This is a genomic window from Pseudomonas sp. PDM15 (assembly GCF_014851565.1).
In the GTDB taxonomy this organism is placed as follows: domain Bacteria; phylum Pseudomonadota; class Gammaproteobacteria; order Pseudomonadales; family Pseudomonadaceae; genus Aquipseudomonas.
Window position 1 is genome coordinate 95,211 of sequence record NZ_JACVAA010000007.1, and the last position, 12,543, is coordinate 107,753.

The following is a 12,543-nucleotide window of genomic DNA, read 5'->3' on the forward strand; positions in this document are numbered from 1 at the left end:
GCATGCGCCGAGTATGCCAGTGCACAATGCAAACGGGGCGCCTGAGCGCCCCGTTTCTGCGATGCCCGTCAGGTCAGACGAAGCACAGCGACAGCGATTCGGCGATGTAGGCGGGTTTTTCCTCGCCTTCGATCTCCAGGGTGGCCTCTACCTTGAACAACCACTGCCCGGGCCGCTTCTCGGTGATATCGAGCACCTTGGCGGCCAGGCGCACACGCGAGTCGACCTTCACCGGCTGGATGAAGCGCACGCTATCCAGACCATAGTTGACGGCCATCTTCAGGCCCTCCGGTGCGAGCATGAGCTTTTCCATCAGCACCGGGATCAGCGACAGGCTGAGGAAGCCGTGGGCGATGGTGGTGCCGAACGGGGTGTGCTTGGCCTTCACCGGGTCGACGTGGATGAACTGATGGTCGCCGGTGCATTCGGCGAACTGGTTGATGCGTTGCTGATCGATGGTCAGCCATTCGGAACGTCCGAGTTCCTTGCCTACATAGTCTTGCAGTTGTGCTACGGGTACGAGCGGCATAGATCCTCCTTGAGGATGCGCGGTTATTTGTTGTTTTTGATGAACCAGGCTGGGCCTAGAACAGCATGGGCCGCGGGGGTGGGTCAAGCCGAAAGTCGCGGTTTATGGCGCACCCTCAGGCGTGTCTATAATGGCCGTCCTTTTGCAGCCGGAGTCCCTTGCATGCTGCTTCGCGGCCTGACCTGGCTGGTGCTGTTCCAGTTGCTCGGCACCGCCCTCAATGCCCTCGCCCTGCCCATGTTGCCGGGGCCGATCATCGGCATGCTGCTGCTGTTCGTGTTCCTCCTGCTGCGCGGCGAGGTGGGCGAGCCGATGACCGAGGCGGCCGCCGGCCTGCTGCGCTACCTGCCGCTGCTGCTGGTGCCGCCGGCTGTAGGCGTGATGGTCTACGCCGAGCAGATCGCCGCCGATTTCTGGGCCCTGGCCGGCGCGCTGGGCCTGTCTCTGTTGATCTCCATGCTGTTCGCCGGCTGGCTGATGCAGAAGCTGATCGAGCGCCAGGCGCGCCGCGAGGAGCGCCCATGAGCCTGGACTGGCACGGCGCGTTGCAGGCGCTGGTGCACCACCCGCTGTTCGGCGTCGGTATCACCCTGGCCGTGTATCAGCTGGCGCTGGCCGCCTACGAGCGCACGCGCTGGGTGTTCCTGCAGCCGGTGCTGGTGTCGATGACGGTGCTGATCGGCGTGCTGCTGATGGCCGGGCTGACCTACCAGGAGTACCGCGAGAGCACCTTCCTGCTCAGCGTGCTGCTCGGCCCGACCACCGTGGCCTTGGCCGTGCCGCTGTTTCTCAACCTCAAGCGCATCCGCCAGCTGTTCTGGCCGACGCTGATCACCCTGCTCGTGGCCGGCGCCTTCGCCACCGCGCTGGGTGTGGCGCTGGCCTGGGCCTTCGGCGCCGAACGCATGATGCTGATGACCCTGGCGCCGAAGTCGGTGACCTCGCCCATCGCCATGCTGGTGGCCGAGCAGATCGGCGGCGTGGCGGCCCTGGCCGCGGTGTTCGTGTTGATCACCGGGGTGCTGGGCGCCATGTGCGGGCCCGAGCTGCTGCGCCGCGTCGGTGTGCGTCACCCGGCCGCCCAGGGCATGGCCCTCGGCATCACCGCCCATGCGGTGGGCACGGCGCGGGCCCTGCAGGAGAGCGAGGAAAGCGGCGCCTTCGCCGCCCTGGCCATGAGCCTGATGGGCATGCTGACCGCCGTGGTGCTGCCGCTGGTGGTGGTCCTGGTCGCCTGAGGAGTTGCCCATGAACTATCCGCTGTTCCCCCTCAATACCGTGCTGTTCCCCGGCTGCATCCTCGATCTGCAGATCTTCGAGGCGCGCTACCTGGACATGGTCAGCGCCTGCATGAAACGCGGCGAGGGCTTCGGCGTGGTCACCATCCTCGAAGGCCGGGAAGTCGGCGAAGCTGCCAGCCGCTTCTCGGCGCTTGGGTGCGAGGCGCTGATCCGCGATTTCCAGCAGCGCTCGAATGGCCTGCTCGGTATCCGTGTCGAGGGCGGCCGGCGTTTTCGCGTGGACGGGGTGGAGGTGCAGGCGGACCAGCTGACGTTGGCCCAGGTGGATTGGCTCGACGAGCCGGACGATGCGCCGCTGCTGGCCGAGCACGCCGACCTGGCCGCGCTACTGGCAGCCCTGGCCGAACACCCGCTGGTGGCCGGGTTAGCCATGGGCGGTGTGGTCGCCGGCCAGCAGGTCCTGGCCAATCAGCTGGCCTACCTGCTGCCGTTCGCCACCGAGCAGAAGCTGCAGCTGTTGCAACTGGACGATCCGCTGCGCCGTCTGCAGCAGATCCAGGTGCTGCTCGACCAACTGCAGGGCGAGATGACTGCGTAAGTGCAGCCGCTCTTTTCCTGCGCCACTATTCAATAACGGTACTGCTGGATCGCCTCCGGCAGCGCCCAGGCGCTCACACCACCGAGCAGGGCCAGGGTAGCGGGCAGAACCAGCCACCAGACTCGTGCACCCAGCGGGCGCATCGGCTCGCGGCGTTGCAGCCAGGCCAGGCTGGCGGCGCACACGCTGCCGGCGAGTAGGGCGCCCGCGAGGATGTCGGTCGGCCAGTGCACCCCCAGATAAACCCGCGAGGCAGCGATGCTCAGCGCCGGCAGGCTGGCCAGCAGCAGCCAGGTCAGGCGCGTGCGTGCCGAGGCGCCGCGGCCAGCCAGTACGCCCAGGGCGAGGAACAAGGCGAACGCCGCCGAACTGTGGCCGCTGGGCAGGCTGAAGGTTTCCAGTGGCTGGTGCAGTACATCCGGGCGGGCGCGGGCGAACAGCTGCTTGAGGCCGGTGGTGGCCAGGGCAGTGAACAGGGTGCAGCTGGCCAGGAATATCGCCGCATGGACGCGTCGCGACAGCAGCAGAAGCAGGGTCACCAGCACGCCGGCCGCCACCTGGGTGCGGAAGTCGCCGAGTCCGGTGATCAGGATGGCCAGGCTGTCGACGCTGGCGCTGCGGTGCTCCTGGACCAGGGCGATCAGGCCCTGATCCAGGGCGTCGAGATGCGGAATGCCGACCAGCAGGGACAGCAGCAGTACGGCGCTGAAGGCGGCCGCCGCCGGCACGGTCCAGCGCTGTTCGCGCAGGCTGCTGAGTATCAGCACCACCAGCATCAGGCCGACGCCGGCGGCGACTATGCCTGCGGCGGTCCAGAATCCTTCCGGCAGCGGCAGGCGGATGGCGGCGCCGGTAGCCCAGCCCGGTAGGATGTAGGCGATTGCCCAGCCGGCGGCGGCCAGCATACTGACCAGGAAGAAGCGCACCACGGGCATGTCGAGCATGCCGGCCACCAGCGGCAGCATCGGCCGCAACGGGCCGATGTAGCGGCCGACCAGCAGGCTGGCCACGCCATAGCGCTGGAAGTAGTGCTCGGCGCCGTTCAGCCATTCAGGATGGTCGCGCAGCACCGGCAGGCCGCGGATGCCCTGGTGGAAGCGCCGACCCAGGCCATAGGAAATCGCATCGCCGAGCAGGCCGCCGGCATAGGCCAGCAGCAGGGTTTCGCTCAGGCCCAGGGCGCCGCTGCCTGCCAGCACGCTGAGGGTGAACAGCAGCACGGTGCCGGGAATCAGGATGCCGGCCACGGCCAGGCACTCCAGGCAGGCGGCCAGGAAGATGGTCAGGCCCAGCCATTCCGGGTTGGCCTCCAGCCAGTGCGACAGGGTCGCGAACCATTCGCTCATGCTTACAGCTCCTCGGGGTTCAGCAGAATGTAGTCGCGACCTTCGACCTGGCCACGGCGCAATGGGTTGCGTGTGCAATGGCGGGCGTAGCCGGCGTCGACGAAACGGTAGGGCAGCTGCTCGTCGCGGCCCAGGGGGATGCCCAGGCGGGTGGTCTGGATCACCTGTACCGGGCGCTGGCCGACGTCTTCGACGAACAGGCGCTCGGGATCGAATCGCTGTGCATCCCACTCCGGCACCTTGAGGCCCAGCGCCTTGCACAGCAGGGTCTGCCCGGCGCACAAGCGCTCCGGATGGCGGTGGTCACCGCCGGCGGCTGGGTTGTTGGCCTGCATGCGCTGCAGGGCATCACCGGCGCAGTGCTGGTCAAGCCAGGGCACGGCCGACTTGATCAGCACCGCATTGCCGGGGCCCTGGGCGCTGAAGTTCAGCGAGTCGCCGCCGCGGGCGTAGTACATGTAGATGTGTCCGCCATCGAGAAACAGCGCGCGGCGCTTCTCGGTGTAACCGAGCGAGGCGTGGCTGCCCTTCTCGGCCAGGTAGTAGGCCTCGGTCTCGATGATCCGCGCCGCCAGCCAGTGGCCCTGGTGGCAATGGCGGATGACCTTGCCCAGCAGCGCACGGGCGAGCAGCTGGGCGTCGCGGTCGAAGAAGCTGTCGGGCAGCGCGGCGGCTGCGGGCCAGGGCAGGGCAGTCATCGGTGATCCGGAGCGTGAAAAGGCGCGATCTTAGCAATGCCCGCCGGCAGCGGCCGTGAATCTTGTTCCGCGATGTTGCACGGGTTGCACCATCCGCCCGGCAGTGCTGGGCGTGGCGGGGTGCGCCCGCTATAATCAGCCACTTTTTCCAACTGCCAGACCTCCGCCGACCATGACCGAGTCCGTGCTCGATTACATGACCCGCCTGGGCCGCGCCGCGCGCGCCGCCTCGCGGGTGCTCGCCCGGGCCAGCACCGCGCAGAAGAATAGCGCCCTGCAGGCCGCCGCCAATGCCCTCGACGCCGCCCGCGCCGAGCTGGCCGCCGCCAACGAGCTGGACCTGGCCGCCGCGCGCGCCAATGGCCTGGAACCCGCCATGGTCGACCGCCTGGCGCTGACGCCGAAGGTAATCGACTCGATGATTGAAGGCCTGCGCCAGGTCGCCACCCTGCCGGACCCGATCGGCGAGATCCGCGACATGCGCTTCCTGCCGTCGGGCATCCAGGTCGGCAAGATGCGTGTACCGCTGGGCGTGATCGGCATCATCTACGAGTCGCGTCCCAACGTGACGATCGACGCCGCCAGTCTGTGCCTGAAGTCCGGCAATGCCACCATCCTGCGTGGCGGCTCTGAGGCCATTCATTCCAATCAGGCCATCGCCCGCTGCATCCAGCTCGGCCTGGCCGAAGCCGGCCTGCCGGCCAGTGCCGTGCAGGTAGTGGAAACCACCGACCGCGCTGCCGTTGGCGCGCTGATCACCATGCCCGAGTTCGTCGATGTCATCGTCCCGCGCGGCGGCAAGGGCCTGATCGAGCGCGTCAGCCGCGATGCCAAGGTGCCGGTGATCAAGCACCTGGACGGCGTCTGCCATGTCTACGTGGACAGCGCCGCCGACCTCGACAAGGCCATCCGCGTCTGCGACAACGCAAAGACCCAGCGCTATTCGCCGTGCAACACCATGGAGACGCTGCTGGTGCATGCCGGCATCGCCGCCCGAGTGCTGCCGCCGCTGGCCGCCATCTACCGCGACAAGGGCGTGGAACTGCGCGGCGATGTCGCGACCCGCGCGCTGCTGGGTGGCGATGTGCTGGAAGCCACGGAAGACGACTGGTACGCCGAGTACAACGCGCCGATCCTGGCGATCCGCATCGTCGAGTCGCTGGACGCGGCCATCGAGCACATCAACCAGTACGGCTCGCAGCACACCGATGCGATCATCACCGAGAACTTCAGCGACGCCCGGCGCTTCCTCACCGAAGTGGATTCGGCGTCGGTGATGGTCAACGCCTCGACCCGTTTCGCCGACGGTTTCGAATACGGCCTGGGCGCGGAGATCGGCATCTCCACCGACAAGCTGCACGCCCGTGGCCCGGTCGGCCTGGACGGCCTGACCAGCGAGAAGTACGTGGTATTCGGCGACGGGCATATTCGTACCTGATGGGGCGCACCTGATGGCGCGACGTAGCGACGCCCGACGCATCGGAATACTGGGCGGCACCTTCAATCCGGTGCATATCGCCCACCTGCGCGGGGCGCTGGAAGTGGCCGAGTTCATGGCCCTGGACGAGCTGAGGCTGATCCCCAGCGCTCGTCCGCCGCACCGCGAGGCGCCGCAGGCCACGGCCGAGCAGCGTCTGGCCATGGTCGAGCTGGCGGTGGCAGGCGAGCCGCGGCTGACGGTCGATGACCGTGAGCTGAAGCGCGACAAGCCGTCGTTCACCTTCGACACCCTGGAATCGGTGCGTGGCGAGCTGGCGGCGGACGATCAATTGTTTCTCCTGCTGGGCTGGGATGCCTTCTGCGGGTTGCCGACCTGGCATCGCTGGCAGGAGCTGCTGGGGCACTGCCATATCCTCGTGCTGCAGCGGCCGGATGCCGACAGCGAGCCGCCCGAGGCGCTGCGCGACCTGCTCGCCGGGCGCAGCGTGACCGATCCGCACGACCTCTCGGGGCCGGGCGGGCAGATCAGTTTCATCTGGCAGACGCCGCTGGCGGTGTCTGCCACCCTGGTTCGCCAGTTGCTGGCACAAGGGCGTTCGGTGCGTTTTCTGGTGCCCGACGCCGTATTGGCCTATATCCATGCGCACGATCTGTACCGTGCGAAAAACGATTCATGAGGTAACGATGCAAAACGAAGAACTGGTCAAGGTCGCCGTCGCGGCCCTGGAAGACATGAAAGGCGCCGACATCACCACCATCGATGTGCGCGGCAAGACCAGCGTCACCGATTTCATGGTGATCGCCAGCGGTACCTCCAGCCGCCACGTCAAATCGATGGCCAACGAAGTGCTGGAGAAGGTCAAGGAGCAGGGCGTGCGCCCGATCGGCAACGAAGGCCTGGACGGCGGCGAGTGGGCCCTGCTCGACCTGGGCGACGTGGTGGTCCACGTGATGCAGGTTGCCACCCGCCAGTTCTATGATCTGGAGCGCCTGTGGCAGGGCGCCGAGCAGAGCCGCGCGCAGCACCAGGATCCGGCCGAGTAAGCCTGCCTCGTGCGTATCAAGCTGATCGCCGTCGGCTCGCGCATGCCGCGCTGGGTGGAGGAGGGCTGGCAGGAGTACGTCAAGCGCCTGCCGTCCGAGCTGCCGCTGGACCTGGTGGAAATTCCGCTGACCACCCGCGGCAAGAATGCCGACGTCACTCGCCTGATCCGTCAGGAGGGTGAGGCCATGCTGAGCAAGGTGCAGGCCGGTGAACGCATCGTGACCCTGGAGGTCACAGGCAAGCCCTGGAGTACCGAGCAGCTGGCCGCGGAGCTGGAACGCTGGCGCCTGGATGCGCGCACCGTCAACCTGATGGTCGGCGGCCCCGAGGGGCTGGCGCCGGAAGTGTGCGCGCGCAGCGAGCAGCGCTGGTCGTTGTCGCCGCTGACCCTGCCGCACCCGCTGGTGCGCATCCTGGTCGGCGAGCAGATCTACCGGGCCTGGACTGTGTTGTCCGGCCACCCGTATCACAAGTAAGCAGTAGTCGATGCCGCAACCCATTCGCCTGAAGGACCACGAGAAGGACGCCCGCCTGGTGCGTCGGCGCGTGGTCGTGGGCGGCATCGCGGTGCTGCTGCTGACCTGCGTGCTGGTGGCGCGCATGTATTACCTGCAGGTGATCCAGTACGACCACCACACCACCCTGGCGGAAAACAACCGCATCCACGTGCAGCCGATCCCGCCGACCCGCGGGCTGATCTTCGACCGCAACGGGGTGATCATCGCCGACAACCGCCCCAGCTTCAGCCTGACCCTGACCCGCGAGCGCGCCGGCGACTGGCAGCAGGCGCTGGACGTGATAGTCGAAGTGCTGGAGCTGACCGCGGACGACCGCGCCCTGTTCGAGAGGCGCATGCGCCAGGGGCGCCGGCCGTTCGAGCCGGTGCCGGTGCTGTTCGAGCTGTCCGAGGAGCAGATCGCCCGTATTGCGGTGAACCAGTTCCGCCTGCCCGGGGTGGAGGTCAGCGCCCAGCTGGTGCGCCACTATCCGCAGAAGGAGCGCTTCGCCCATTCGGTGGGCTATGTCGGGCGGATCAACGAGAAGGAGCTCAAGGAACTCGACCCCACCGACTACGCCGGCACCCACCATATCGGCAAGACCGGTATCGAGCGCTTCTACGAGGAGCTGCTGCACGGCCAGGTCGGCTACGAGGAGGTCGAGACCAACGCCCGTGGCCGCGTGCTTCGGGTGCTCAAGCGTACCGACCCGACCCCCGGCATGGACCTGACCCTGAGTCTCGACGTGCGCCTGCAGGAGGCCGCCGAAAAGGCCTTGGCCGGTCGTCGCGGCGCGCTGGTGGCGATCGAGCCGGCCAGCGGCGATGTGCTGGCCATGGTCAGCCTGCCGAGCTTCGACCCCAACCCTTTTGTCACCGGCATCGGCTTCCAGGCCTATGCCGAGCTGCGCGACTCCATTGACCGGCCGCTGTATAACCGCGTGCTACGTGGCCTCTACCCCCCAGGCTCGACCATCAAGCCGATGGTGGCGGTGGCCGGCCTGGACGCCGGGGTGATCACCCCGCAGACCCGGGTGTTCGACCCCGGCTATTACCAGCTGCCCGGTCACAGTCACAAGTACCGCAACTGGAACCGCTCGGGCGACGGCTCGGTGAACATGGAGTTCGCCATCATGCGCTCCAACGATACCTATTTTTACGACCTCGCCCGCAAGATGGGCGTGGATCGCATGCACGAATACATGACGCGCTTCGGCCTGGGTCAGAAGGTGGCCCTGGACATGTTCGAGGAGACCGCCGGGCTGATGCCCTCGCGTGAGTGGAAGCGCGCGCGCTACCGCCAGGCCTGGTACCCGGGCGAGACGCTGATCCTCGGCATCGGCCAGGGCTACATGCAGACCACACCGCTGCAGTTGGCCCAGGCCACGTCGCTGATGGCCACCCGCGGCAAGTGGATACGCCCGCACCTGCTGAAGACCGCCGAGGGGCAGACGCCGCAGCAGCTGATGGCCGATGGCGCCATGGAAGGGGTGGAGACTCCGCCGGACATCCTGCTGCGCGACGACAAGTTCTGGGACTACGGCCGCCAGGGTATGGAGGCGGTGATGCACGGCCCGCGCGGTACCGCGGCCAAGGTCGGCGCCACCGCCGTCTACCGCATTGCCGGCAAGAGCGGTACGGCCCAGGTGGTGGCAATCAAGCAGGGCGAGAAGTACGACCGCAGCAAGGTCCACGAGCGCCATCGCGACCACGCCCTGTTCGTCGCCTTCGCCCCGGCCGAGGCGCCGAAGATCGCCGTGGCGGTGATGGTGGAGAACGGCGAATCCGGCTCCGGCGTCGCTGCGCCGGTGGTCAAGCAGGTGATGGATGCCTGGCTGCTCGGCCCCGACGGCCAGCTCAAACCCGAGTATCGCCCGCCGGTGCCGGTAACCGAAGAGGCCAGTGCGCAGCAATGAAACGCCAGGAATTCGACCGCAGCATCTCCGACGAGGACGTGTTCAAGCGCCGCGCCAGCCTGCTGCAACGCCTGCATATCGACGGCTGGCTGGTGCTGATCCTGCTGGCGCTGTGTGCCGGCAGCCTGTTCGTTCTCTATTCGGCCAGTGGCAAGAACTGGGATCTGGTGATCAAGCAGGGCACGTCCTTTGGCATCGGCCTGGTGGCGGCTTTCGTCATCGCCCAGTTCGAGCCGCGCTTCATGGCACGCTGGGTGCCGCTGGCCTACCTGGCCGGCGTCGGCCTGCTGGTGGCGGTGGAGGTGATGGGCCACACGGCGATGGGCGCCACCCGCTGGATCAACATTCCCGGGGTGATCCGTTTCCAGCCCTCGGAATTCATGAAGATCATCATGCCGGCGACCATCGCCTGGTACCTGGCGCGGCACAACCTGCCGCCCAAGCTCAAGCACATCGCCATCAGCCTGGTACTGATCCTGGTGCCCTTCGTGCTCATCCTGAAGCAGCCGGACCTGGGTACCGCCCTGCTGATTCTCGCCTCGGGTGCCTTCGTGCTGTTCATGGCCGGCCTGCAGTGGCGCTGGATCATCGGCGCGGTGGCGGCGGTGGCGCCGATCGCCGTCGGCATGTGGTTCTTCGTGTTGCGCGAGTACCAGAAGCAGCGAGTGCTGACCTTCCTCGATCCGGAGAGCGATCCGCTGGGGACCGGCTGGAACATCATCCAGTCCAAGGCCGCCATCGGCTCCGGGGGAGTCTTCGGCAAGGGCTGGCTGCTCGGTACCCAGTCGCACCTGGATTTTTTGCCGGAAAGCCACACGGACTTTATCATTGCCGTGCTGAGCGAGGAGTTCGGCATGGTCGGGGTGTGTATCCTGCTGTTCGTCTACCTGCTGCTGATTGCCCGGGGACTGGTGATCACCGCACAGGCGCAGACGCTGTTCGGCAAGTTGCTGGCCGGCAGCCTGACCATGACGTTCTTCGTCTACGTATTCGTTAACATCGGCATGGTCAGTGGCCTGTTGCCGGTGGTGGGGGTGCCCCTGCCCTTTATTAGCTACGGCGGAACCCATCTGGTGACGCTACTGTCTGGGTTTGGGGTTTTGATGGCGATCCAGACGCACCGCAAGTGGATCGCCCAGGCATGACAAGAGTGCAGAATTTGAAGCAAGCAATGCGCAGCTGGGGAGTGGCCATGGTGGCGCTGCTCGGCGTGGCCGGTCAGGTCCAGGCCGCCGGGGAATATCAGGGGTCGCCCAAGGTCGCCGAGTTCATCGGCGAGATGACCCGCGACTACGGCTTCGCCGCTGAACAGCTGACTGGGCTGTTCGATCAGGTGGAGCGCAAGCAGGCGATCCTCGATGCCATCTCCCGCCCGGCCGAGAAGGTCAAGCCGTGGAAGGAATACCGGCCGATCTTCATCACCGAGGCGCGCATCAGCAAGGGCGTGGACTTCTGGAACAAGCATGCCGCGGCCCTAGCTCGTGCCGAGCAGGAGTACGGCGTGCCGGCCCAGGTGATCGTCTCGATCATCGGCGTGGAAACCTTCTACGGCGGCAACACCGGCAGCTGGCGCGTGCTCGATGCGCTGTCGACCCTGTGCTTCGACTACCCGCCGCGCGCCGAATTCTTCTGCCAGCAGCTGCGCGAATTCCTCATCCTGGCCCGCGAGCAGCAGGTCGATCCGCTCACCCTCAAGGGTTCCTACGCCGGTGCCATGGGCCTGCCGCAATTCATGCCGAGCAGCTTCCGCGCCTACGCCGTGGACTTCGACGGTGACGGCCACATCGATATCTGGACCAATCCGGTGGATGCCATCGGCAGCGTCGCCAGCTACTTCAAGCGCCATGGCTGGACCACTGGCGAACCGGTGGTCAGTCGTGCCCAGGTCAAGGGCGAGCAGGCCGACAGCGGCCTGACCCAGGGCCTCGATCCGGTGAAGAACGTCGGCGAGCTGCGCGCCCTGGGCTGGACCAGCGGCGACGTGCTGCGCGACGACATTCCGGTCACCGCCTTCCGCTTCGACGGCGCCGAAGGCCAGGAGTACTGGATGGGCCTGCCCAACTTCTACGTCATCACCCGCTACAATCGCAGCGCCATGTACGCCATGGCCGTCCATCAATTGTCCGGCGAGCTGGTCGCCAAGCGGGGTCGTCCTTGAAGTCCGTCCTGCGTACCCTGACCATCACCGCCCTCGGGCTGGCGCTGGTCAGTTGCTCCAACAATCGCGCTCCGCAGCCGGTTGCACCGGGCTCGCAGCCGATCTCCGGGCCCGGCGACTACAGCCGCCCGCATCGCGACGGCGCGCCCTGGTGGGACGTCGACGTGTCGCGCATCCCCGACGCCGTGCCCATGCCGCACTACGGCAACTACAAGGCCAACCCCTACACGGTGATGGGCAAGACCTACTACCCGATCCGTGACAGCCGTCGCTACCTGGCCACCGGCACCGCCTCCTGGTACGGCACCAAGTTCCATGGCCAGGCCACCGCCAACGGCGAGGCCTACGACCTGTACGGCATGACCGCGGCGCACAAGACCCTGCCGTTGCCGAGCTACGTGCGGGTGACCAATCTGGACAACGGCAAGACCGTGATCCTGCGGGTCAACGACCGTGGCCCGTTCTACTCCGACCGCATCATCGACCTGTCCTTCGCCGCCGCGAAGAAGCTCGGCTATGCCGAGAGCGGCACCGCGCGGGTCAAGGTCGAGGGCATCGACCCCCACGAGTGGTGGGCCGCCCAGGGGCGTCCGGTGCCCATGGTGCTGGCACAGCCGAAGATGGCCAGCCAGGGGGCTCCGGCCGTCGCCGAGCCGGTGGCGGTGGCCCAGAGCCAGCCGATCGAGCAGTACACTCCGCCGCCTGCGCAGCATGCAGCCGCCGTGCTACCGGTCCAGATCGACGTAAAAAAAAACGCTTCGCCCGCAGTCTCTGGCCTGTATCTCCAAGTGGCCGCCTTCGCCAATCCGGACGCTGCGGAGCTCCTCAGGGCCAAGCTGAGCCAAACGGTGCCTGCCAAGGCGTTTATCAGCTCGGTGGTGCGCAACCAGCAGACCTTGCACCGGGTACGCCTGGGGCCGGTCGAAACCCAGGCTGAAGCCCTGCAGCTGCAGGACAGCGTGCGCCTGGCCAACCTCGGCGATCCCGCCCTGGTCAAGCCGGACTAGAACTTCGTGCGTCGCCCTCCGGGGCGGCGGTGAATGCAGGCGGGCCCCGGCCCGCCTGTGCCATTGTTG

14 protein-coding genes are annotated in these 12,543 nt (G+C 67.0%); 11 read left to right on the forward strand and 3 right to left on the reverse strand.

Annotated features, from left to right (window positions below):
• Nucleotides 1-73 precede the first annotated feature (73 nt).
• Nucleotides 74-529: a MaoC family dehydratase gene (locus IB232_RS19020; RefSeq protein WP_137975058.1), complete on the reverse strand. Its 456-nt coding sequence runs from the start codon at nt 527-529 to the stop codon at nt 74-76.
• Between the two features lie 162 nt (nt 530-691).
• Between IB232_RS19020 and IB232_RS19025 the strand changes: the two genes are divergently transcribed.
• From IB232_RS19025 to IB232_RS19035, 3 genes are read left to right on the forward strand one after another with little or no spacing between them, the layout of a single operon-like run.
• A complete protein-coding gene (locus IB232_RS19025; RefSeq protein WP_192400151.1) occupies nt 692-1,054 on the forward strand; it encodes a CidA/LrgA family protein in 363 nt (120 codons plus the stop codon).
• Nucleotides 1,055-1,056: 2 nt separating this feature from the next.
• Complete coding sequence (locus tag IB232_RS19030; RefSeq protein ID WP_192400320.1) at nt 1,057-1,767, forward strand: LrgB family protein; 711 nt, start codon at nt 1,057-1,059, stop codon at nt 1,765-1,767.
• 10 nt (nt 1,768-1,777) lie between these two features.
• A complete protein-coding gene (locus IB232_RS19035; RefSeq protein ID WP_192400152.1) occupies nt 1,778-2,368 on the forward strand; it encodes an LON peptidase substrate-binding domain-containing protein in 591 nt (196 codons plus the stop codon).
• A 29-nt stretch (nt 2,369-2,397) separates the two neighbouring features.
• Here the strand turns inward: IB232_RS19035 and IB232_RS19040 are convergent, their stop codons facing one another.
• Both IB232_RS19040 and IB232_RS19045 read right to left on the reverse strand, forming a co-directional pair.
• Nucleotides 2,398-3,714, reverse strand: a complete 1,317-nt coding sequence (locus IB232_RS19040; protein WP_192400153.1) for a bifunctional DedA family/phosphatase PAP2 family protein — start codon at nt 3,712-3,714, stop codon at nt 2,398-2,400.
• 2 nt (nt 3,715-3,716) lie between these two features.
• A complete protein-coding gene (locus tag IB232_RS19045) occupies nt 3,717-4,412 on the reverse strand; it encodes a DNA-3-methyladenine glycosylase (protein ID WP_192400154.1) in 696 nt (231 codons plus the stop codon).
• A gap of 172 nt (nt 4,413-4,584) precedes the next feature.
• Between IB232_RS19045 and IB232_RS19050 the strand changes: the two genes are divergently transcribed.
• Genes IB232_RS19050 through IB232_RS19085 form a run of 8 tightly spaced genes read left to right on the forward strand, consistent with a single transcriptional unit; the run spans nt 4,585 to nt 12,474 of the window.
• Nucleotides 4,585-5,850 (forward strand): glutamate-5-semialdehyde dehydrogenase, encoded by a 1,266-nt coding sequence (locus IB232_RS19050; protein WP_192400155.1) that lies wholly within the window; start codon nt 4,585-4,587, stop codon nt 5,848-5,850.
• Nucleotides 5,851-5,863: 13 nt separating this feature from the next.
• Entirely contained in the window at nt 5,864-6,529 is a 666-nt protein-coding gene (nadD, locus tag IB232_RS19055; RefSeq protein ID WP_192400156.1) for a nicotinate-nucleotide adenylyltransferase, read from the forward strand.
• Nucleotides 6,530-6,536: 7 nt separating this feature from the next.
• Nucleotides 6,537-6,896 (forward strand): ribosome silencing factor, encoded by a 360-nt coding sequence (gene rsfS / locus IB232_RS19060; RefSeq protein ID WP_137975051.1) that lies wholly within the window; start codon nt 6,537-6,539, stop codon nt 6,894-6,896.
• Nucleotides 6,897-6,905: 9 nt separating this feature from the next.
• Complete coding sequence (gene rlmH, locus IB232_RS19065) at nt 6,906-7,373, forward strand: 23S rRNA (pseudouridine(1915)-N(3))-methyltransferase RlmH (protein ID WP_192400157.1); 468 nt, start codon at nt 6,906-6,908, stop codon at nt 7,371-7,373.
• Between the two features lie 10 nt (nt 7,374-7,383).
• Nucleotides 7,384-9,309 carry a penicillin-binding protein 2 gene (gene mrdA, locus IB232_RS19070; protein WP_192400158.1) on the forward strand — a complete coding sequence of 642 codons (1,926 nt, stop codon included), beginning with the start codon at nt 7,384-7,386 and terminating at the stop codon, nt 9,307-9,309.
• Nucleotides 9,306-10,454, forward strand: coding sequence for a rod shape-determining protein RodA (gene rodA / locus IB232_RS19075; RefSeq protein WP_192400159.1), 1,149 nt, complete (start codon nt 9,306-9,308; stop codon nt 10,452-10,454). The genes mrdA and rodA overlap by 4 nt, the downstream gene beginning before the upstream one ends.
• Nucleotides 10,451-11,467, forward strand: a complete 1,017-nt coding sequence (gene mltB / locus IB232_RS19080) for a lytic murein transglycosylase B (protein WP_412547748.1) — start codon at nt 10,451-10,453, stop codon at nt 11,465-11,467. The genes rodA and mltB overlap by 4 nt, the downstream gene beginning before the upstream one ends.
• Nucleotides 11,464-12,474: a septal ring lytic transglycosylase RlpA family protein gene (locus tag IB232_RS19085; protein ID WP_192400161.1), complete on the forward strand. Its 1,011-nt coding sequence runs from the start codon at nt 11,464-11,466 to the stop codon at nt 12,472-12,474. The genes mltB and IB232_RS19085 overlap by 4 nt, the downstream gene beginning before the upstream one ends.
• Nucleotides 12,475-12,543 lie beyond the last annotated feature (69 nt).

Bases quoted from the DNA above. Each gene is read 5' to 3' on its own strand.
- IB232_RS19020 (WP_137975058.1), bottom strand. From the start codon at position 529: ATGCCGCTCGTACCCGTAGCACAACTGCAAGACTATGTAGGCAAGGAA.
- IB232_RS19025 (WP_192400151.1), top strand. From the start codon at position 692: ATGCTGCTTCGCGGCCTGACCTGGCTGGTGCTGTTCCAGTTGCTCGGC.
- IB232_RS19035 (WP_192400152.1), top strand. From the start codon at position 1,778: ATGAACTATCCGCTGTTCCCCCTCAATACCGTGCTGTTCCCCGGCTGC.
- IB232_RS19040 (WP_192400153.1), bottom strand. From the start codon at position 3,714: ATGAGCGAATGGTTCGCGACCCTGTCGCACTGGCTGGAGGCCAACCCG.
- IB232_RS19045 (WP_192400154.1), bottom strand. From the start codon at position 4,412: ATGACTGCCCTGCCCTGGCCCGCAGCCGCCGCGCTGCCCGACAGCTTC.
- IB232_RS19050 (WP_192400155.1), top strand. From the start codon at position 4,585: ATGACCGAGTCCGTGCTCGATTACATGACCCGCCTGGGCCGCGCCGCG.
- nadD (WP_192400156.1), top strand. From the start codon at position 5,864: ATGGCGCGACGTAGCGACGCCCGACGCATCGGAATACTGGGCGGCACC.
- rsfS (WP_137975051.1), top strand. From the start codon at position 6,537: ATGCAAAACGAAGAACTGGTCAAGGTCGCCGTCGCGGCCCTGGAAGAC.
- mrdA (WP_192400158.1), top strand. From the start codon at position 7,384: ATGCCGCAACCCATTCGCCTGAAGGACCACGAGAAGGACGCCCGCCTG.
- rodA (WP_192400159.1), top strand. From the start codon at position 9,306: ATGAAACGCCAGGAATTCGACCGCAGCATCTCCGACGAGGACGTGTTC.
- mltB (WP_412547748.1), top strand. From the start codon at position 10,451: ATGACAAGAGTGCAGAATTTGAAGCAAGCAATGCGCAGCTGGGGAGTG.